Source organism: Flavobacterium sp. T50_26, from assembly GCF_057652995.1.
Genome location: NZ_JBYFCC010000003.1, coordinates 113,914 through 135,948 on the forward strand (window position 1 = coordinate 113,914; position 22,035 = coordinate 135,948).

Annotated in this window: 17 protein-coding genes and 1 other RNA gene; 4 read left to right on the forward strand and 14 right to left on the reverse strand. The window is 34.1% G+C overall.

Translation table 11 applies throughout. The features are described 5' to 3' along the window. Positions 1-23: 23 nt before the first annotated feature. On the reverse strand, positions 24-1,640 hold the full coding sequence (locus AC23MC_RS02705; RefSeq protein WP_487566894.1) for an ABC-F family ATP-binding cassette domain-containing protein: 1,617 nt from the start codon (positions 1,638-1,640) through the stop codon (positions 24-26). A 154-nt stretch (positions 1,641-1,794) separates the two neighbouring features. On the opposite strand from AC23MC_RS02705, the gene AC23MC_RS02710 reads away from it, so the two are divergent. Continuing rightward, positions 1,795-3,201: a TlpA family protein disulfide reductase gene (locus tag AC23MC_RS02710; RefSeq protein WP_487566895.1), complete on the forward strand. Its 1,407-nt coding sequence runs from the start codon at positions 1,795-1,797 to the stop codon at positions 3,199-3,201. Positions 3,202-3,265: 64 nt separating this feature from the next. On the opposite strand, the gene fsa is transcribed toward AC23MC_RS02710, so the two are convergent. Then, positions 3,266-3,922 carry a fructose-6-phosphate aldolase gene (gene fsa / locus AC23MC_RS02715; RefSeq protein ID WP_487566896.1) on the reverse strand — a complete coding sequence of 219 codons (657 nt, stop codon included), beginning with the start codon at positions 3,920-3,922 and terminating at the stop codon, positions 3,266-3,268. A gap of 217 nt (positions 3,923-4,139) precedes the next feature. Next, a complete protein-coding gene (locus tag AC23MC_RS02720; protein ID WP_487566897.1) occupies positions 4,140-4,943 on the reverse strand; it encodes an SDR family oxidoreductase in 804 nt (267 codons plus the stop codon). 100 nt (positions 4,944-5,043) lie between these two features. Between AC23MC_RS02720 and AC23MC_RS02725 the strand changes: the two genes are divergently transcribed. Next, entirely contained in the window at positions 5,044-5,499 is a 456-nt protein-coding gene (locus tag AC23MC_RS02725; RefSeq protein ID WP_487566898.1) for a hypothetical protein, read from the forward strand. Between the two features lie 80 nt (positions 5,500-5,579). Here AC23MC_RS02725 and AC23MC_RS02730 read toward each other — a convergent pair whose 3' ends face one another. After that, the gene (locus AC23MC_RS02730; RefSeq protein WP_487566899.1) at positions 5,580-6,575 is read right to left on the reverse strand and encodes an enolase C-terminal domain-like protein; all 996 of its coding nucleotides are present in this window, start codon (positions 6,573-6,575) and stop codon (positions 5,580-5,582) included. Positions 6,576-6,847: 272 nt separating this feature from the next. After that, positions 6,848-6,946: signal recognition particle sRNA small type (gene ffs, locus AC23MC_RS02735), an RNA gene on the reverse strand. An 87-nt stretch (positions 6,947-7,033) separates the two neighbouring features. Here ffs and AC23MC_RS02740 point away from each other — a divergent pair. After that, on the forward strand, positions 7,034-8,107 hold the full coding sequence (locus AC23MC_RS02740; RefSeq protein WP_487566900.1) for a glutaminyl-peptide cyclotransferase: 1,074 nt from the start codon (positions 7,034-7,036) through the stop codon (positions 8,105-8,107). 64 nt (positions 8,108-8,171) lie between these two features. On the opposite strand, the gene AC23MC_RS02745 is transcribed toward AC23MC_RS02740, so the two are convergent. After that, positions 8,172-9,035, reverse strand: coding sequence for a hydroxymethylglutaryl-CoA lyase (locus AC23MC_RS02745; RefSeq protein ID WP_487566901.1), 864 nt, complete (start codon positions 9,033-9,035; stop codon positions 8,172-8,174). A gap of 281 nt (positions 9,036-9,316) precedes the next feature. On the opposite strand from AC23MC_RS02745, the gene hemN reads away from it, so the two are divergent. Then, complete coding sequence (gene hemN / locus AC23MC_RS02750) at positions 9,317-10,675, forward strand: oxygen-independent coproporphyrinogen III oxidase (protein WP_487566902.1); 1,359 nt, start codon at positions 9,317-9,319, stop codon at positions 10,673-10,675. A 74-nt stretch (positions 10,676-10,749) separates the two neighbouring features. On the opposite strand, the gene AC23MC_RS02755 is transcribed toward hemN, so the two are convergent. From AC23MC_RS02755 to AC23MC_RS02790, 8 genes are all read right to left on the reverse strand, one after another. Then, the gene (locus tag AC23MC_RS02755) at positions 10,750-12,879 is read right to left on the reverse strand and encodes an elongation factor G (protein WP_487566903.1); all 2,130 of its coding nucleotides are present in this window, start codon (positions 12,877-12,879) and stop codon (positions 10,750-10,752) included. Between the two features lie 144 nt (positions 12,880-13,023). After that, positions 13,024-13,725 carry a sulfite exporter TauE/SafE family protein gene (locus AC23MC_RS02760; protein ID WP_487566904.1) on the reverse strand — a complete coding sequence of 234 codons (702 nt, stop codon included), beginning with the start codon at positions 13,723-13,725 and terminating at the stop codon, positions 13,024-13,026. Between the two features lie 284 nt (positions 13,726-14,009). Beyond that, complete coding sequence (locus tag AC23MC_RS02765) at positions 14,010-14,456, reverse strand: FixH family protein (RefSeq protein WP_248433368.1); 447 nt, start codon at positions 14,454-14,456, stop codon at positions 14,010-14,012. Between the two features lie 59 nt (positions 14,457-14,515). Next, positions 14,516-15,934 carry a cytochrome c oxidase accessory protein CcoG gene (gene ccoG, locus AC23MC_RS02770; RefSeq protein WP_487566905.1) on the reverse strand — a complete coding sequence of 473 codons (1,419 nt, stop codon included), beginning with the start codon at positions 15,932-15,934 and terminating at the stop codon, positions 14,516-14,518. Positions 15,935-15,984: 50 nt separating this feature from the next. Continuing rightward, entirely contained in the window at positions 15,985-16,941 is a 957-nt protein-coding gene (locus AC23MC_RS02775; RefSeq protein WP_487566906.1) for a cbb3-type cytochrome c oxidase N-terminal domain-containing protein, read from the reverse strand. A 197-nt stretch (positions 16,942-17,138) separates the two neighbouring features. Beyond that, positions 17,139-19,331, reverse strand: coding sequence for a cytochrome-c oxidase, cbb3-type subunit I (gene ccoN, locus AC23MC_RS02780; protein WP_487566907.1), 2,193 nt, complete (start codon positions 19,329-19,331; stop codon positions 17,139-17,141). A 2-nt stretch (positions 19,332-19,333) separates the two neighbouring features. Further along, positions 19,334-19,528, reverse strand: a complete 195-nt coding sequence (gene ccoS, locus AC23MC_RS02785) for a cbb3-type cytochrome oxidase assembly protein CcoS (protein WP_291093639.1) — start codon at positions 19,526-19,528, stop codon at positions 19,334-19,336. A 58-nt stretch (positions 19,529-19,586) separates the two neighbouring features. Further along, a complete protein-coding gene (locus tag AC23MC_RS02790; RefSeq protein WP_487566908.1) occupies positions 19,587-22,010 on the reverse strand; it encodes a heavy metal translocating P-type ATPase in 2,424 nt (807 codons plus the stop codon). Positions 22,011-22,035 lie beyond the last annotated feature (25 nt).

Here is a 22,035-nt window from a genome sequence, read left to right on the forward strand (position 1 = left end):
AAGTCTCAGGATTCTATTTATAACTAGCTATACATTTTCTTTCTCAATTCTTTGATTTTATCATCTTCTAAATATTCATCAAATGTCATGTAGCGATCTATCACACCATTTGGTGTAATTTCAACTACACGATTAGCAACAGTTTGAGCAAATTCATGATCATGTGTTGTAAACAAAACTGAACCTTTGAAGTTTTTTAACGAGTTGTTAAACGCTTGAATCGATTCCAAATCCAAGTGATTGGTTGGTTCATCTAGCATTAAAACATTGGCACGAAGCATCATCATTCGAGAAATCATGCAACGCACTTTTTCTCCACCGGATAAAACTCGTCCGGTTTTAAGAGCTTCTTCACCTGAAAAAATCATTTTACCTAAAAATCCGCGAACATAAACTTCGTCACGTTCTTCTTCTGTTTTTGCCCATTGGCGTAACCAATCGACTAACGTATAATCATTTTCAAAAAAGGCATGATTGTCTGCCGGCAAATAAGATTGTGTAGTTGTTATTCCCCAATCAAATGTTCCTGCATCTGCTTTTAAATTTCCGTTTAAAATTTCATAAAATGCAGATGTAGCACGTGAATCCTTTGAAAAAACTACCACTTTATCACCTTTTGCCATATTTAAATCGACATTTTTGAAAAGTGTTTCACCCTCTACCGATGCACTTAACCCAACTACATTCAAAATTTGATCACCGGCTTCACGCTCTTGGTCAAAAATAATGGCAGGATATCTTCTGCTGGATGGTTTTATTTCGTCTAGATTCAATTTCTCAATCATTTTCTTACGTGAAGTAGCTTGTTTAGATTTGGCTACGTTGGCACTAAAACGACGTATAAATTCTTCTAATTCAGCTTTTTTCTCTTCCGCCTTTTTGTTTTGTTGAGCACGTTGTTTGGCTGCTAATTGGCTACTTTCGTACCAAAATGTATAATTTCCGGAATAATGCGTAATTTTTCCAAAATCGATATCCGAAACATGCGTACAAACCGCATCCAAAAAGTGACGGTCATGCGATACTACTAAAACGGTGTTTTCATAATTGGCTAAGAAATTTTCTAACCAACCAATGGTTTCAAAATCCAAATCGTTGGTAGGCTCATCCATAATCAATACATCCGGATTACCGAAAAGAGCTTGTGCCAAAAGGACGCGTACTTTCAGTTTCCCTTCTAATTCGCCCATCAAATTATAATGATAATCGGCAGAAATCCCTAAGTTAGACAACATAGAAGCCGCATCAGAATCGGCATTCCATCCATTCATTTCTTCAAATTGCACTTGTAACTCACCTATTCTGTCTGCATTGGCATCATTGTAATCGGCATACAATGCATCCATCTCAGTTTTAACGGCATATAAAATTTTATTTCCCATCAAAACCGTTTCCAAAACAGTATGTTCATCAAACATATTGTGATTTTGGTTTAAAACCGACATTCTTTTTCCGGGTTCCAAAATGATACGTCCGGAAGTTGGATCCATATCGCCTGAAATAATTTTCATGAACGTGGATTTTCCGGCACCGTTTGCACCGATAATTCCGTAGCAATTGCCTTGTGTGAAGGTTACATTCACTTCGTCAAACAAAATTCTTTTGCCAAACTGAACTGATAAATTTGAAACTGTCAACATGTATTTTCTATTTTTAAAAAGCGTTGCAAAAGTAGAAAAAATAAAGCACTTTTGAGTTACAGTTATTTAGAATAAATATAGGTTTATTTTAACTGTCTGTTAACAAGATGTAAACATTAGAAAAAATACTTTTGTTATAAACTAATACCACAAAATGATTGCCTATTCAAAAAAAATACTTTTCACACTAAATATCGCTTTACTATTTATAGTATCCGGATGTCAAAAAGAATTTGACAATGATAACTATGTGGCCTATTTTGGTGGTGAAGTAATTAATCCTAAAAATAACTTTGTCTTGTTCCTAAAAGATGATGAAGTTGTTGATACTATTTTTTTGGATAAAAATAACCGATTCATTCACAAGTTTGATTCGTTAGCTCCCGGTTTATATACTTTTAAACACGAGCCTGAATATCAATATGTTTATTTTGACAAAAACGACAGTTTAATGGTTCGCATCAATCCGATTGAATTTGATGAATCAATTGTGTTTTGTGGACGTGGTGATGAAAAGAATAATTTTTTGATGGAACTTTATCTAAAAAATGAAGATGACAGAAACAAAATGTTTGATGTTTTTGATTATGATGTAGATAAGTTTATCACAAATTGTGATTCATCTTACGAAAGTAAAGTCAAATTTTACAATTCCAAAAAAGAAAAAATAAAATGGAATGATGACTTTGATTTGTATGCGAAAACAATGTTGAACTTTCATCATTTTTCAAAAAAGGAAATTTATCCGATGGCTCACAAAATGAGAACGGGTGAAAATGTAAATGAAAAGCTACCCTCAAATTATTATAACCACAGAAATGAAGTAGATTTCAATAATAAATCATTGGTCAATTATTCTCCATTTGTACGTTATCTTACTAATTTTCTGGGAAATGTGTCATTCAGTCAGCCCAATTCAACCAATTTGGAAGATGAAGATTTAGAACAACACATTCATAAATTAAACATTGCCGATACACTTTTTAAGAATGAGAAAATAAAAAATAAAATTCTTGATAATATTGCTTTCTCCTATTTATTAGAAGATCAAAATATCGTTAACAATCAGAAGTTTTTAGCTCGTTATAATGAATTATCGACTGATAAAAGCAAGCAAAACGAGATTAATAAAATTGGTTCATCTATTCAGAATTTAAAATTAGGAAATGATTTACCGGCAGTTACTTTGGTTGATTTGAATGGAAATAAAATCAACAGTCAAACTATTTTAAACAAAAGAACAGTTGTTTTCTTTTGGACAGAAAATGCAGAATCACATTTATTAGCCGTTCATAAAAAAGCATTGGATTTTCACAAAAACAATCCTGATTATCAGTTTGTAGCTATTAATATTGATGAAGATCAAACGAAATGGAAAAAAGTTTTAGAAAATCATCGATTTGGAACTATAAATGAATTTAGAGCCGATAATTTTGAAGAGTTAAAAGAAAAATGGGTAATTACCAAATTACATCGTTCTATGATTTTAGATGAAAATGGAAAAATTCACAATGGTTTTGTAAACTTGTTTGATGTAAAATTTGCAGAGAATTTAAAATAGAAAAATTATAAAATAGAAAATCCCGTCACTTGAAAAAATGACGGGATTTTTTTATGTTTAAAAACTATTGATTTGCTTTTGCATGATCGGCTAAAAACTGAGCCAATCCAATGTCTGTTAATGGATGTTTTAACAATCCTAAAATTGCTGATAAAGGTCCGGTCATTACATCGGCACCGATTTTTGCACAATTTACAATGTGCATTGTGTGACGAACTGAAGCAGCCAAAATTTGTGTATCATAACCATAGTTGTCATAAATGTCACGGATTTCTTCGATTAAAGCTAAACCATCTGTGGAAACATCATCCAATCTTCCAATGAATGGCGAAACATACGTTGCTCCCGCTTTAGCTGCTAATAAAGCTTGTCCGGCAGAAAAAACCAACGTTACATTTGTTTTTACTCCTCTGTCTGAGAAATATTTACACGCTTTGATGCCTTCTTTAGTCATTGGTAATTTCACAACGATTTGATCATGTAATTCCGATAACTCTTCACCTTCTTTTATCATTCCTTCGTAATCGGTTGCGATTACTTCGGCACTAACATCACCGGTTACAATGTTACAAATATCTACATAATGTTTCAATACATTATTTTTGCCGCTAATGCCTTCTTTGGCCATCAAAGACGGATTTGTAGTTACGCCATCTAAAACACCTAAAGCTTGAGCTTCTTTGATTTGGTCGAGGTTGGCGGTGTCAATAAAAAATTTCATATGTGAGTTGTGTTTAAATTCGGATGCAAAGTTACTATTTTTGTTTCAAGTTTCAGGTTTCAAGTTTCAAGTTTTTCTTCAAACAAGCTTTCAATTTATCTCACGCAAAGTCGCAAAGTCGCAAATTTTAGACTTCACTTTGCGTCTCAGCGTCTTTGCGAGATTTTCTTTCATTTTTTCTTTGCATGAAAAAAATATATTAAGTGCTAACTTTAATTCAAAGCTTATAATGATTCATCAACATTTTTTCATAAACCTTATCAGGCAAAATTCGTTTTAAAACAACTGAAAAACGTTGGAGAAAACTTCCTACCTTATAATGAACATTCGGTTTATTAGTTTCAATAATTTTATGAATTGCAAAAGCCATTTCGTTTGGATTACTACCTGAGTCAACGTGTTCATCCATCATTTTTAATGTATTTCCGTATGGGATTTTATAAGCAGAATCGCCCTTTAACGGAGCGTGATAACGACCGGAAGCGATGTTGGTAGCAAAATCTCCGGGAGCAACATTGGTTAATTGAATGCCGAAGGATTTTACTTCCATTCGAATGGCTTCGGTGATGATTTCCAACGCACCTTTTGAGGCAGAATAAACACTTCGATAAGGTAATCCCATGTAGCCCGCAATGGAAGTAATGTTGATAATTAAACCTGATTGTTGACTTCTCATTTGAGGTAAAACGGCTTTTATGACTTCAATTGGTCCAAAAAAATTGGTTTCAAAATTGTTTTTGATTTCTTGGGTAGGAATTTCTTCGAGCGGACCGGTAATTCCAACTCCGGCATTGTTGATGACAACATCCAGTTTGCCTTCTTTTTGAATTAATTCGGAAACTGCATTGTTAATACTGTTCACATCACGAACATCCAATTGTAACAATGGAAAAACAGAATCTTTTACTTGACTTGGATTTCTACTTGTTCCATAAACAACATAGCCTTTTTGATGAAGAAAAGTGCCGATGGATTTACCAATTCCGGAAGATCCGCCTGTGATGAGAATTACTTTTGACATGGTTAGGTTTAAAAAGCAAATATAGTGATTTGAAGAAGTTGTTTAAAATAAATTATATTTGTTAATCCTAACATTAGGAAATACATAAGACATTTGAACCATGAATAAAGTATTGATTACAATTTTGATTTTTATGATAATTTCATGTGGGAAGCTAAACAATGAAAAAGATAATCACAACACTAAAAATGTAAAGACTGAAAAAAGCAAAACACAAAAGAATAACAATCTTATATCGTTTGATGTATCTGGACCTAAAAACCGAGAACAGCATAAAGAGTTTAAATCAAAATTTTCAAATCCAATAAATATTGAGACCGATTACATTGAAGATTATATCGTTGCAACTACCTATGTCATTGGTAATGAATGTATGGGTATTAAAGGTGATTTTATTATTAGAAATGATTCAATCATCTTAATTTCTGAAGAAAAAGGTTCTGAACCTTGCGATGGAATAAGTATAAAAAAATTAGTCTTTAAGATAAAAAATCCTGAGAAAAAAAAATATAAACTTGGTTATGAAGGTGTGTTTTATGATTATAATTTTAATTAAAAAATCAAGCTTTTCACAATTTAGCGACTTCTCCAAAAATTAAATATGAATCTAATAATTTTTATATAACTCTTTTATATTTAAATTTTAATCCCCAACCCCGCATCTTCACTCAAAACCACTCTCCCATTCACAATTTTTGAACCATTAAATGTATCATTTGCAATTAAATTGGCACCATCCAAATCGAGATAATCAGCAAAAGAAGCCAAGGCAATTCCGGCAGAAATACCAACCGTTGATTCAGTCATACAACCAATCATAATTTTAAAATTCATCGCTTTTGCTTTTTGGATAATGGCTAACGAAGGTGTTAATCCACCACATTTCATCACTTTGATGTTGAGTGTTTTGTAATGTGGTTTAAGTAATTCCAAATCTTCAATGGATTGCAAATCTTCATCCGCCATCCAATTGGCATAACTATTTTGGGATAAGTTTTTGTAATTTTCTGCACCTTTTGACATCGGTTGTTCGAAATATAAGAATTTTGCAGAAAGCGGATCATTTTGAATGAATTCACACGTTTCCAATGAAAAACTTCCATTGGAATCAATGCTGATATTCTTTCCGGTAGCCAACAATTTATCCCGTAAGGAAGATGACCATGAATTGACTTTTACTTTACAAAACTCCCAATCCGAATCTATGATCTTCTTGAGCTGAACGGATTCCTCATCCATACTAATTGTAATCGAAGATTGAGGAAAATGAGTCGATTGTAGTTGATTTAATTCGGAAAATGTTTTGTTTTCAAGTTTTCCGTACAAATCCCAAAACGCACAATCTATTGCCGATTGCAAAAAAGGATGCAATGATAAAGCTTGAAGTTTCTTGAAAAAACCAAAAGGATGTTCGATCAGAAAATTGCTAAAAACGGGTTGAATTCGTTGTAAATCATTCACAAAATCAGCTAAATGAATGTGATAATAATCAATTTCGGTACATTCACCAAAACCGGTTTTACCATTGAAATCAATCGAAACAATTAAAGCATTTCTGAAATGATATACACCATAAGCAATTTTGAAAGGTTCTTTCAGTTGGTGTTGCACTATTTTCCAATTTAAATGCATGTTTTTGAATTTGTGAAAGCGAAAGTAATGAAAAGAACTAATTAGAAATCAAAAAAAGTAAATAAAGGCTTTCAACCATATAAGAAAAGTATAAGTTTGTAAAAGAAAACTAATACAAGCTTGAAAAACTTATATTTCATATATGCCTTATACGGTTTATAAAAGTATAATCTTAAAAAAAACTAATACAAGCTAGAAAAGCTTATATTTCTTAAATGCCTTTTTACGGTAAATAAAATGGTGAGATTGAATTCGACTGAAGAGTAAAAAAAAAATGGCAAGCGACCTACATCGCACCGCTACAACCACATACCTTTGCTGCGTTCCCACCCTGGAGGAGTTTGCAGGAGCTGGTCGTGTAGGACTTGCCGGTGCAAATATACAATCTTTTTATGTTTTTGCAAGGAAAATAGTTCGATTCAAATTGTTATATTTGTCGATATTATTACGAAATTCTCATGAAAAACTATAACTTATTCTCATTCATTTTATTAGCCGTTCTTTTTTCAAGCTGTGAGGACTCTAAAAAAGATAAATCAGGTTTATTTTTGTTGAATACAACCCAATCAAAAGCACAATTTTCAACTGATGAAAAAGCTGTTTTGACAATTTCCAACACAAAAAACAAATCAATTGATAGCATTGTTTACTTTGCTAACGATAAAAAAATAGGTTCTGTTGACGGTGCAAATAACATTGAATTTCCGTTATCCGATGAAAAGTTAGGTTATCAAAATTTGAAAGCCTTGGTTTATTATGAAAATGACTATGCCGAAGCAACCTACCGCATTGAACTCATTTCTAAAATTGAACCTAAGTTGCTCAAATATACCTTAGTAAACACCTATCCGCATGACATCAAAGCCTACACACAAGGACTGGAATTTCACCGTGACACATTGTACGAAGGGACAGGAAACGGAGCTGGAAATACTACCGGTTTAAAAGGCGTTTCAAGCTTACGTAAAACCAATTACAAAACCGGAGAAGTCTATAAAAAAGTAGAACATCCGGAAGAAATCTTTGGAGAAGGCATAACAATTTTAAATAATAAAGTGTACCAATTAACGTGGCAAAATTTGGTTGGTTTTATTTATGATGCAGATACTTTTAAAGAAATCAAACGTTTCAATTATTCCAAACGAATTCAAGGTTGGGGATTATGCAACGACGGAAAAATGCTTTATCAATCAGACGGTACAGAGAAAATATACTTCTTAAATCCGGAAACCCTTCAAATTGAAGGAAACATCAACGTGTATTCCGGTGCCAATAAAATCAAATCGGTAAACGAATTAGAATGGATCGATGGAAAAATCTATGGAAACATCTATCAAAAAGATGCTGTAGCAATCATTAATCCTAAAAATGGAGCGGTAGAATCAGTGATTTATTTGGGTGATTTAAAGAAATTGGTTACCCAACATCCTGATATTGATGTGTTAAACGGAATTGCTTATAACCCAAAAACCAAAACACTTTTTGTAACGGGTAAAAATTGGGATAAAATGTTTGAGATTCGGATAGAATAGTTGCAAGTTACGGGTTGCGAGTTAGGGTGTGAAACACGAAACCCGTAACTCGCAACCCGTAAATTTAATGAAACTCCCCAAACACCTTAGTTGCTTCATTATAAGCACTTTCAAAACTCATCGGACTGGTGTTAGTATTTTCTTTTTGGGTAGTAAAATAAGATAATAATTTCTCCGTAGGCATATTTCCGGTCAAATCGTCTTTCGCCATTGGGCAACCGCCAAATCCTTGAATAGCTCCGTCAAAACGGCGGCAACCTGCTTTGTAGGCAGCATCCACTTTTTCAAACCATTTATCTGGAGTTGTGTGCAAATGAGCTCCAAACTCAATTTCGGGATATTTTGTGATGAGATTGGAAAACAAATAATCTATTACTTCCGGTGTAGAACTTCCTACCGTGTCTGAAAGCGATAAAATTTTTACCCCCATTCCTGCCATTTTTTCTGTCCACTCTCCTACTATTTCCACGTTCCACGGATCACCGTATGGATTTCCGAAACCCATTGATAAATAAGCCACCACTTCTTTATTGGATTTGTCGGCTATTTCTAAAATTTCGTTTAATGTTATAATTGATTCCGCAATAGTTTTATGCGTATTTCGCATTTGAAAATTCTCTGAAATAGAAAAAGGAAAACCTAAATACTGAATTGCTTTGTGTTCCGAAGCCAATTCCGCTCCTCTTGTATTGGCAATAATAGCCAACAGTTTGCTTCGGGTTTGCGATAAATCCAATCGTGCTAAAACCTCAGCTGTATCAACCATTTGCGGAATGGCTTTTGGCGAAACAAAACTCCCAAAGTCCAATGTATCAAAGCCAACCCGCAAAAGCGATTGCAAATAGGTAACCTTTCTTTCCGTAGGAATAAACGTTTTAATGCCTTGCATGGCATCGCGTGGACATTCAATTATTTTTACTGGTTGCATAGGAGTTCAAATATAGGAAAGAAATTTTTCCTACGAAATCGTTTTCAGTGAATTTTTTATATCAATCTATTCGGTGATACGTTGGATTTGAAATTGTACTTAGTTTTTCTAAAAGTAAACTCTTCTCTATAGATAGAAAAAAGCTGTATGACAATTATCATTTTTTTTTTAAAGGAACACCAATACCTTTGACTAATGTTTTACTTCGATAGTGAGAAGTTAGGATGAAATGTTCTCATTGATTCTTAACTTTTTACTGTTTTAAAAAAGCGATAAAAAAGATGTCATTGATTCAAAAATATAATGTTCCCGGTCCGCGATACACCAGTTATCCGACAGTTCCTTATTGGGATGAAGATGGTTTTTCGGTAGCCGAATGGAAAGAAACCCTTCAACAATCATTTGTGCAAAGCAACACTTCCGAAGGAATTAGTTTGTATATTCATTTGCCTTTTTGTGAAAGTTTGTGTACGTTTTGTGGGTGCAATAAACGCATCACTAAACGACATGATGTGGAACATCCTTATATTGAAGCTGTTTTAAAAGAATGGCAATTGTATTGCGAATTATTACCAAAAAAACCAGTTATCAGAGAAATTCACTTAGGTGGTGGCACCCCGACCTTCTTTTCACCCGAAAATTTAGAACGATTAATAAACGGTTTATTTGAAAATGCACTAAAACACCCGAAACACGAATTTAGTTTTGAAGGTCATCCTAACAATACCACACGAACACATCTTCAAAAATTATTTGATTTAGGCTTTCGCAGAGTTAGTTTTGGCGTTCAAGATTATTCTGAAACCGTGCAAAAAGCGATTCATCGTATTCAAACATTTCATGATGTGGCCAAAGTGACGTTTTGGGCAAGAGAAATTGGTTATACTTCGGTTGGTCATGATTTAATTTTCGGATTACCATTTCAAACCGTTGAAGATGTGATTGATACAATTGATAAAACCAATTCACTTCAACCGGATCGATTGGCTTTTTACAGTTATGCTCATGTTCCGTGGATTAAAGGAAACGGCCAACGGGGCTTTAAAGATGAAGATTTACCAAAAGATGAAGAAAAAAGAATGTTGTATGAATTAGGAAAAAAACGTCTTTCTGAAAACGGCTATCATGAAATCGGAATGGATCATTTTGCATTGGAAACAGACAGTTTATATCATTCGTTTCAAGAACGAAAATTGCATCGAAATTTCATGGGTTATACCTCATCTAAAACACAAGTTATGATTGGTTTAGGCGTTTCATCCATTAGTGATAGTTGGTATAGTTTTGCTCAAAACGTAAAAACATTAGAAGAATATTATGCCTGTTTGGAAAAAAATGAATTACCTGTTTTTAGAGGTCATCTTTTAACCGATGAAGATTTGATTATTCGCAAACACATTTTGAATATTATGTGTCAATTGCATACTTCTTGGCATGAATATGGTTTTTATTTTTCTGAAATCAATCAAGTACTAGAAAGCCTTAGTGAAATGGAACAGGATGGATTAATCATCATCACCAATCATTCATTATCTGTAACCGAAAAAGGAAAGCCTTACATTCGAAATATTTGCATGGCTTTTGATTTACGGATGAACCGAAACAAGCCGGAAACAAAGTTGTTTTCGATGACGGTTTAGAAAAATATTACTAGATTTTACATTTAAAAAGCCCGATTTTCATCGGGCTTTACTTTTGGTTGCTTGTTTTGAATTTACACTTCTTGTAATTCTTTTTTGAATGACTTAATCAGTTCGTTTTGAATTTCATAAGGCACTTTATCATAATGCGAAAACTGCATCGCAATTTTAGCTCTTCCTTGTGACAGCGAACGAACAGAGGCCGAAAATTCATGCATTTCTGCAATTGGAATTAACGCTTTAATTTTGGTAAAATGTCCTTCTGAATCCATTCCTTCTACCATAGAGCGATGCGATTGAATAGAACTCATCACAGAACCGGTTATTTCATCCGGAGCTGTAATAATTGTGGTATAAATTGGTTCTAACAATTGCGGATTTGCATTTACAAAATTTTCTTTAAAAGCCATCATTCCTGCAATTTTAAAGGAAAGGTCGTTACTGTCTACTGCGTGCATTTTTCCATCGTAAACAACAACACAAACATCTTGCACGTGTGAACCGGTGAGTGGTCCTTCCTGCATTTTTTCCATAATTCCTTTAAGAATGGAAGGATGAAAACGTGCGTCAATAGCTCCACCAACAATACAATTATAATAAACTAATTTTCCACCCCAAGGCAACTCGATTTCTTCTTTTCCACGGATGGAATAGCCTTTTGGATCCGGAGTATCTTCTGTAAACGGATAAATTTTCATAGAAATTTCACCAAACTGCCCTGCTCCACCGGATTGTTTTTTATGACGGTAGGTTGTGTCTGCTTCGGTTTGAATTGTTTCGCGATACGCCACTTTTGGTTTTTGAAAATTGACAGATAATTTATAGGTGTTTTCTAATTTCCATTTGATAACAGCCAAATGAAGTTCTCCTTGACAATGCAAAAGTGTTTGTTTTAATTCGGCAGAAACTTCTACTTGTATACTTGGATCTTCTTCTACTAGTTGATGTAAAGCAGATGATAATTTTTCTTCTTCGCCTTTTTTAGTTCCTTCTACAGCGATAGTAAATGTTGGTGTTGGAAATTCGATTGGTTTAATAGCAATAGGAAATCCTTTTTCGTGAAGTGTGTTGTTGGTATGTGTATTTTTTAGTTTTAAAGTCGCCCCAATATCGCCGGCAGTTAATTCATCTACAGCAATTCTTTTGTTTCCTTCCATTTCAAACAACTGCATGATTTTTTCCACTTGACCGGTTTCTTCGTTAGTCAATTCGTCGCCAACTTTTACAGTTCCGGAAAGAACTTTAAAGAAACTCAATTCGCCCACATGTGGTTCTGCAATTGTTTTATAAATAAAAATGGCTGTTTTTCCTTTATCGGAACATTCTATTTCACGGTTATCAATGGTTAATCGAGGTGGCATTTCATAAGCTGATGGGCAAACATTATCGATAAATCCCATTAATCGACCACCGCCCATATTTTGCTTGGCTGAAATACAAAAAACAGGAAAAATTTCATGGTTTATGAGTGAATGATGCAAACCTAATTTCATTTCGTCTTCATTTAATTCACCTTTTTCAAAATAGTTTTCCATCAATTGTTCGTCATTGGTGGCAATGGTTTCAATTAATTCTTTGTGTAACTGAATGGCTTTTTCTTTTTCTGAATTTGGAATTGGTAATTTTTCCGGTTTTCCACCTTCTGGGGGATATTGATACATGACCATGTTGAGCACATCGATCACAGCATTAAAATTTGGCCCTTGATTTACCGGATATTGAACGATTACAATTTGATTGCCAAAATGAGCTTTAGCTTCGGCTACTGTTTTATCGAAATCGGCTTTTTCATGATCCAATTGGTTCACGGCAAAAATGGTAGGTAACTTGAATTCATTGGTATACTGCCAAATAATATCGGTTCCAACTTCTACGCCCATTCGAGCATTAAGAAGCATTAATCCGCATTCTGCCACTCGCATAGAAGAGATAATATCGCCTGATAAATCATCATAACCGGGAGTGTCTAGAATATTAATTTTATAGCCTTTCCATTTAGAATTAAGTAATTTTGAAAAAAGTGTTTTTCCTTTTTCATGTTCAATATCGGTATAATCGGCAATGGTATTTTGATCTTCCACGGTACCACGGCGATTAATTATACCTGATTCAAATAACATGGTTTCTGCCAAGGTGGTCTTACCGCTTCCGGTATGCCCGAGTAAAACCACATTTTTTACGTGCTTGCTGTCAAACTGTAACATATCCTAACTTTTTATAATTAATACTATAAATTTCGGATTTATTAAAGATAAAAAACATGATTAAAATCAGTTATAAGCACAAAAAAGCGGACAACTTTTTGAGTTATTGTCCGCTAAAAAAAAATTGGAAAACTAAAAAAATTATTAATGGCAATCCGGATTTGCCTGAACGATTAAATTTGTTGTTTTTGGTGAAATATAGGGTATGTCTAATCCCATTCCACGGATGATGAATAATCCGCCAATGATGATTACCATTATTGGAATGAATTTTTGAATTTTGTTTCGAACCGGTACTGTTATGAAATTTGAAATAAGTACCACGGCACTCATCATTGGAATTGTTCCTATTCCGAAAAGAATCATATAGGATGCTCCGATCCATTCATTTTGCATAGCAATAGCTCCAAAAAGTGCGGCATACACCATTCCGCATGGTAAAAATCCGTTTAATAAACCGATGGTAAATAAGGCATCAAATGTTTTCTTTTTGAATTGAGCTCCCAGATGACTTTTTACTTTTGAAATTATTCTGTAAACTGGTTTAGAAAAGTTGTATTGAGCCATTTTTTTTTCGGGAATAATGACAAAAAGAATCATTAAAACACCAACCAAAATGGATAATTGTTGTTGAAATCCGGCAAGGAAAAGTCCTTTTCCTAAAATTCCAAAAAACAGGCCTAGCATTCCGTACGCGGTTAATCTGCCCAAATGATAGAGAAAAAGTTGAAAAACTCGTTTGGCGGCATTGTTTCGATCAACCGGAATCATCATGGCAATTGGGCCGCACATTCCGATGCAATGGAAGCTGGAGAGTAAACCAAATATGAGTGCGGTGTAAAGCATGTCTGTTGTCGGTTGTCTGTTTTCTGTTGTTGGTTTTGCGGTTTTCTTTCCAGGTAGGCGATTTGTTTCCTTTTTAGCCCCGATTGCAGTGGAAATCTTTTTGTTGGCGAGCTTTGCTCGTGAACAAAAAATTGGAACGGAAAGCGGGAATAGGGATGGCTGAAAATGCCCGAGCTATCCGCTTCTTATCCGTTGTCTGTTGTCTGTTATCGGTTATCGGTTATCTGTTGTCGGTTATCTGTTGTCGGTTGTCTGATAACGGACAACGGATAACTGACAACTGTCTATAAATAAATTGTTTTTTTGGTTAAAATTTCTTTTCCTTCATAGGTCCAATCAATAGAAATGTCCCAGCGACCGCCCACCAAATTGTTTTTAGGTATGAGCAAATGTGAACCGGAAAGTGAAATTGGAACTTCAAAATCCAGTTTCTGGTTAGACGGTCGGTAAAGGGACACTTTTCCTTTGATTTTTGTAGCATCTATATCTGTTGGGAAAACGATTTTTAAACCGTCTTCTTGAGCGATAACCTCAACCGGAAGAGCTAAGTTTTTGTCGTTTTGCTCTTTTTCCATTCGTTTTTCAAAAACGAGTTCTTGTTTATAATATTCTTCTACAACTAATTCATTGTCGTATTTACTGTCTGATTGCACTTTGAAAACAAAGTATAATATGAATGTCATAAACAATGCAAATGCAATTACGATTCCTGTTCCCCAATTTATTTTCATAATTTTTGTTTTTTTAGCATCGGACTGAAGTCCGATGAAAGTTAGCTAAAGCAAGAAGATTAATTGAAGCTTCTTGGCCCCATGAAGTTTGTTGTGGTGGTTTCTATTAAGTTTTCACCATCGTAGACTTCGATTTTTATTTTTATTTTATCACCTTCCAAATAGGCAGGATTTATTTCTATGAACAATGTTCCTTTTGCAATTCCGTCCGGTTTTACTTTTACTTTTGGTTTTCCAACTAAAATAATTTTACCTTTAGGTTCTATTAGTTTAAACGTAACTTCTTCAAATTGTTTTGTTGTTTTATTGACGATTTTATAGGTGTAAACGTTGCTAATATTTTCTCCTTTGTGTTGGAAAAGTTGTCCTGGTAATCTTAGAACCGTTGCTTCCACATCATTTCGTAAAAAAAGCATTCCGATTAAAACACCAATTAAAATTACTAAAACTGCGGCATAGCCTTTCATTCTTGTGGTAAAAACGAATTTTTCTTTTTTTACAATTTCGTTTTCGCTGGCGTATCGAATTAAGCCTTTTGGTAAACCAACGCTTTCCATGATGGTGTCGCATTCGTCGATGCACGCTGTGCAATTGATGCATTCTAATTGTGTTCCGTTACGAATGTCTATTCCTGTTGGGCAGACATTAACACATAATTTACAATCGATACAATCTCCTTTTCCGGTTGATGCTCTGTCTTCTTGTTTATTGAATTTGGCTCTTCCTAATTCTTTTTCACCTCGCACATAATCATAAGCAACATTGATTGATTTATTGTCTAATAAAACCCCTTGCATTCTTCCGTAGGGACAAGCAATAATGCAGACTTGTTCTCTAAACCATGCAAAAATGAAATAAAATACAGCTGTAAAAATCAATAAGGCAATAAGTGTACTGGTGTGTAAAGCCGGGCCTTCTTTTATCATTAATAATAATCGATCACTACTCACCAAATAGGCTAAAAAAACATTGGCGATGAGGAAAGAAAATATAAAAAAGATAATCCATTTTGTAATTCTCTTTCTAATTTTTTCTGCGTTCCATTCTTGTTTTTGTAAACGAATTTGTGCACCTCTATCGCCATCAATCCAATATTCGATTCGGCGAAAAACCATTTCCATAAAAATAGTTTGTGGGCAAAACCATCCGCAAAAAATTCTTCCAAAAGCAACTGTAAACAGAGCTAATCCCACTACCCCAATTATCATTGAAACTACAAAAAGGTGAAAATCCTGAGGCCAAAATGGAAAACTAAAAATATTAAACCTTCTTTCTAATACATTGAACATCAAGAACTGATGCCCATTTATTTTAATAAAAGGTGCAGATATTAAGAAAACTAATAAAAAATAACTTAGTAGTTTTCTCTTATCATAAAAAGGACCTTTTGGCTTTTTAGGAAAAATAAAAGCTCTTTTACCTTCTTTATTGATGGTTCCGATCGTGTCTCTAAAACTTTCTTCGGGTAACTTGTTCATGCTTTTGTTTTTAATTTACAAATCCCGCTTTGATACGGGATTTGTATTTTTTATTTTATGGCAACTTCTGCCACTGTTTTGGTAGAATCTGTAACAGTAGAATCTTTACTTGTTTCTGTTTTTGGTGCATTTTCATCAACCCAAATATCTCCTTCGGCAGGTTTTGCATCCGGTGGATTTGTTCCTTGAAGAGATAAAACGTAACTGGCTACTTTTTGCAGATCAGATGGTTTTATGGTAGCTTTCCACGACACCATACCTTTTCCTTCGCGACCACCTTCCATTAATGTATTGAATACGTTTTTAATACCTCCGCCTAAAATCCAATGTTCATCTGTAAGATTTGGTCCGATAGAACCTCCTCCATCTGCTTTATGGCAAGCAACACAACTTGTTTCAAATAGTTTTTTACCTTCAGCTAGAGCAGTTGCATCTGTTAATAAAGTAACTTTATCTTTATCCATTAAATCAGGAGCTGTTAATTTATATTTTTCAACCTCAGCTTTTGCGATAGCCATTTCGGTTTCAAATTCCGTAGCTTGGTCATAATCATTGTAAATGTGGAATCGCACCAAATAAACAAAAGCAAAAATGATAGTTAAATAGAACAAATTCACCCACCAAGGAGGTAGTACATTATCTAATTCTTTAATACCGTCATAATCGTGGTCTAACATTATATCATGTTCTTCTTCGATTTCTTTAGAACGAGTTAATTTTTTTGACAAACTTTGATAAAAAGCACTTTCTGTAAAAGGCAATGATTGTGCTTCCTCCAATTGTTTTTTCTGTTCTTCAGAGAGCATGTGGTAGGTTACTTTATCCACAGCACTTACTACAATTTCGATGGCGACTAATAAGAAAAGGAAAACTCCTAAAAATAAGGCAACCATTGGGTATTCGATAAAAGCCGGTTTGTCTCCTGAGTCTATAAAATATTCCATTGCACCCATTACAAGGGCAAAAATCAACGGAACTCTAACGTATGATGGAATTAATTTTTTCATTTTTAACGTATAAAGGGTTAACTAATTATCTTCTTTTAAAGGTATGTCACCTAGTTCATTGATTGTTTCTTTACTATAGGAAAATACCCAAACCAAAAGCAATACAAAGAATGTAAAGAAAATGCTTAAAGAGATGATAGGATATATTTCAATACCTACAATCGTATCCATGTGGTGTTTAATAAACTTTAGCATGATTATTTATTTTGAACAGTTTCTTTTACTTTAATATCAGTTCCCAAACGTTGCAGATATGCAATTAACGCCGTAATTTCTCTGTCTTTCATCGGAACAAATTCTTCGCCACGAGTTGCTGCATTCTTTTTACTTTCTTCATACGATTTTACAAAATCAGGATCGGCGTGAAGATTTTTTTCGATTAAAGCACCTTGTTCATCAATGGATTTTCTGGCATTTTTAATATCCTCTTCTGTATAAGGAACACCTAAGGTTACCATTGCTTCCATTTTTTTCTCAATTAATGAATAATCCATTGGATCATTGTCATACAACCATTTGTAGCCCGGCATAATTGAACCCGGAGATGTACTTTGCGGATCCCACATGTGGTTAAAGTGCCAATTATCATTGTATTTGGCTCCAACTCTATGTAAATCCGGACCTGTACGTTTAGAACCCCATAAGAATGGGTGATCATATACATATTCTCCTCCTTTTGAATATTCACCATAACGTTCTACTTCTGAACGGAACGGACGAATCATTTGCGAGTGACAGCCCACACAACCTTCACGGATATATAAATCACGACCTTCCAATTCCATTGGTGTATATGGTTTTACAGAAGCAATAGTTGGAATATTAGATTTCACTACTATAGTTGGAATAATTTGAATTATACCTCCAATTAAAATAGCTACCAGCGATAAAACTGTAAATTGGATTGGTCTTCTTTCTAGCCAAGAGTGCCATTTTTCACCTTTCATTCTTTTTGAAGAAATCACGGCTAAGGCTGGTGCTTCGGCTAATTCATCTTCTACTTTTGAACCAGCAGCAACTGTTTTGATTACGTTATATACTAAAACTAGTAAACCTGCAACATATAAAGTTCCTCCGATGGCACGCATCCAATACATTGGCATGATTTGCGTAACTGTTTCAAGGAAATTACCATATACTAAAGTTCCGTCTGGATTGAATTGTTTCCACATAGAAGCTTGGGTAAATCCGGCAACATATAATGGTAAAGCATATAAAATGATTCCTAATGTTCCAATCCAGAAATGGAAATTGGCTAATTTTTCAGAATATAATTTGGTTTTGGTCATTCGTGGAATTAACCAATAAATCATACCAAAAGTCATAAATCCGTTCCAAGCTAATGCTCCAACGTGTACGTGGGCAATAATCCAATCGGTAAAGTGAGCAATAGCGTTAACGTTTTTAAGCGAAAGCATTGGACCTTCAAACGTTGCCATACCATAACCTGTAATTGCAACAACGAAGAACTTTAACACTGCGTCTGTTCTAACTTTATCCCAAACACCTCTTAACGTAAGAAGTCCGTTAATCATACCACCCCAAGATGGAGCAATTAACATCACAGAGAAAACAACTCCTAAGTTTTGAGCCCAATCCGGTAAAGCTGTGTATAATAAATGGTGAGGTCCGGCCCAGATATATATAAAAATTAACGACCAAAAGTGAATGATAGATAATCGATAGGAATAAACAGGACGATTAGCCACTTTAGGAACAAAGTAATACATCAAACCTAAGAATGGTGTTGTTAAGAAGAAGGCAACGGCATTGTGTCCGTACCACCATTGTACTAACGCATCTTGAACTCCGGCATAAACCGAATAACTTTTTAAACCAGAAACCGGTAATTCTAAACTATTAAAAATATGAAGAATTGCAACAGTTACAAATGTGGCGATATAAAACCAAATTGCTACATAAATATGACGTTCTCTACGTTTTAGAATTGTCATAATCATATTAATACCAAATACCACCCAAATTAAAGCAATGGCAATATCAATTGGCCATTCTAATTCGGCATATTCTTTAGAAGTTGAATACCCTAATGGTAACGTAATTGCAGCCGCAACAATGATTAATTGCCATCCCCAAAAGTTGATATTACTCAATAAATCACTGTACATTCTGGTTTTTAGCAATCGTTGCATTGAATAATATACTCCGGCAAAAATGGCGTTTCCAACGAAGGCAAAGATTACTGCGTTGGTATGTAAAGGTCTTAATCTACCAAAACTTAGGAACGAGATTCCATCGGTTAAATTGGGAAATAAAAACATGATGGCCAAGATGAGGCCTACTAACATTCCGACTACACCAAAGACGATACAGGCGTAGAGGAACTTCTTTACAATTTTGTTGTCGTAATAAAATTGTTGCATCTCCATAATTATACTTGTTTTTCTTTAATTGTTTGTATTGGTTTTTTGTTTGTTGAGATTTTGAGTTCATCGTCAAAAAGCATTCTGACTGATGGAGTGTAATCATCATCATACTGCCCTTTTTTTACTGCTCTTATAAATGCATACAGAAAAAAAATAGCTACAATAATGCTGATAGTGATTAAAATGTAAATGACGCCCATACCTTAAATTTATGTTAACAAAATTAGACTTACTCGATTTTATAAAATATGATAATTGTCATGCAGTATTATTTTTTGTTGTGGGTTGAAAGTTGCGGGTTAAGGGTTGCGAGTTCCGTGCATAAAAATTTGTCATAATCGTCACAAAACTTACTATAGTAATGGTGCTCAATGGCATAATAATCGCTGCCACTAAAGGCGATAAATTACCAGAAACGGCATAAGTCAATCCAACAACATTATAGGCTAAAGAAAGTGCAAAACTCATATAAATTGTTTTCATGGCATTTTTGGAATAGTTCATAAAAAAGCCAATTTTTTGAAATTGAGAAGCATCCAAAATTCCGTCACAAGCGGGCGAAAAAACATTAACATTTTCGGAAATAGAAATCCCGATGTTACTTTGTGCCAATGCTCCGGCATCATTTAAACCATCGCCAATCATCATAACATTTTTACCTTGTTTTTGAAGTTCTTCAATGTATTCCAGTTTTTGTTCCGGTTTTTGATTAAAAACCAATTTTGTAGTGGATGGAAGCATTTTCTCTAATATTTTTCGTTCACCATCATTATCACCGGATAAAATAATTAGGTTATACTTTTTTGATAAGTGAAGAAATAACTGCTCTAAACCTTCACGATATTGATTATTAAACACATAACTTCCTTTATAAACACCATTGATTTCTACATGTACTTTGGTCTTCTTATGCGTGTTTTCACTCATGTGTTGCAAGAATTGCGAAGAGCCTAATTTTATAGTTCCTTCTTCAAATTTTGCATTGATTCCTTTACCAATTATTTCTTCAAAATGTGTAGGAGTAAGTTTAATTTGTTTGGGAATAAATTCATACAATCGTCTGCTTAAAGGATGATTCGAACCTCTTAATGCATTATTTAATAACTTTAAATCAAAATCAGTTAAAGGAGTTCCTTCATACGTGATAGACGTTTTTTTATTGGTTGTAATTGTTCCTGTTTTATCAAAAACAATGCTATCTACTTTGGCTAATTGTTCAATTACGATGGCATTTTTTAGGTAAAATTTCCGCTTACCTAAAATTCGCAACACATTTCCCAACGTAAAAGGAGCGGTTAATGCCAATGCACACGGACAAGCCACAATTAAAATGGCTGTAAAAACATTAAAGGCCGTGTTGGTATCGATAAAAATCCAATACATAAAGGAAACAACTGCTAAACCAAGCAAAGCTGGTGTGAAATAACGACTGATTTTATCAGTTATAGTTTTGTGTTTAATGTCGATTTTCTTCTGAAAAACATCATTGCTCCACAATTGCGTGAGATAACTTTGAGAAACTGAAAAAAGCACTTCCATTTCTATGACTTTGCCAACTTGTTTTCCACCCGCGAAAATTTTGTCGCCTGATTTTTTTTCAATGGCAACTGCTTCTCCGGTTACAAAACTGTAATCAATAGATGCTTTTTCGGAAATTAAAATGCCGTCAACCGGAATCAATTCTTGGTTTCTAATTAAAAGTCGATCACCTTTTTGAATATCATATACTTGAACAGAAGTTTCGGAACCATCTGCTAAAATCTTTGTTATTGCAATAGGAAAATAGGATTTATAATCACGTTCAAAAGATAAAAAATCATAGGTTTTCTTTTGAAATAATTTTCCTAAAAGCATAAAGAAAATCAGTCCGGTCATGCTATCAAAAAAACCTTGACCGTAATCAAAAACGATGTCAACTGTGCTTCGGATAAACATCACCACAATCCCCAAAGCAATCGGAATATCGATGTTGAGCATTCCCGATTTGATGCTTTTGTATGCCGAAACATAGTATCCGCTTGCCGAATAAAAAAAGGCAGGAAGCGAAATGGCAAATATCAACCAACGGAAAAATCCTCGGTATTCATTTATCCAATATTCTTCTACTTCAAAATATTCCGGAAAAGAGAGCAACATAATGTTTCCAAAACAGAAAAAAGCAACGCCAATTTTATAAATCAAACTTCGGTCGATGACTTTTTTACCTTCATCAAAATTGTCTAAACTGATGTACGGTTCATAACCAATGGAACAGAGAAGTTCAACGATTTTTTTTAATGAAGTTTCTTCGGGATTGAATGTAATTCTAACTCTTTTCTCCGGAAAATTTACTTGAGAAGTGTTTATTCCCTGCTGAAGTTTCTGTAGATTTTCCAAAATCCAAATACACGAACTACAGTGTATATGAGGAATATAGAGTGAAACAATGTGTGTTGCATCCTCTTGGAATTCGAGAAGTTTTGAAACAATATCTTCATTGTCTAAAAAATCATATTTGCCTTTAATGTCAAGTGGTGTTGCACCCGGAGATGCTTGAAAATCATAATAACATGATAAATCATTTTGACTAAAAATTTCATAAACCGTCTTACAACCGTTACAACAGAAACTTTTTTCATCATAAATAATCTCTTCTTTTTTGTTGATTTCTAAACCACAATGGAAACAATTTCCAGTGTTCATAATTTGCTCATTTTACCTGTAACAA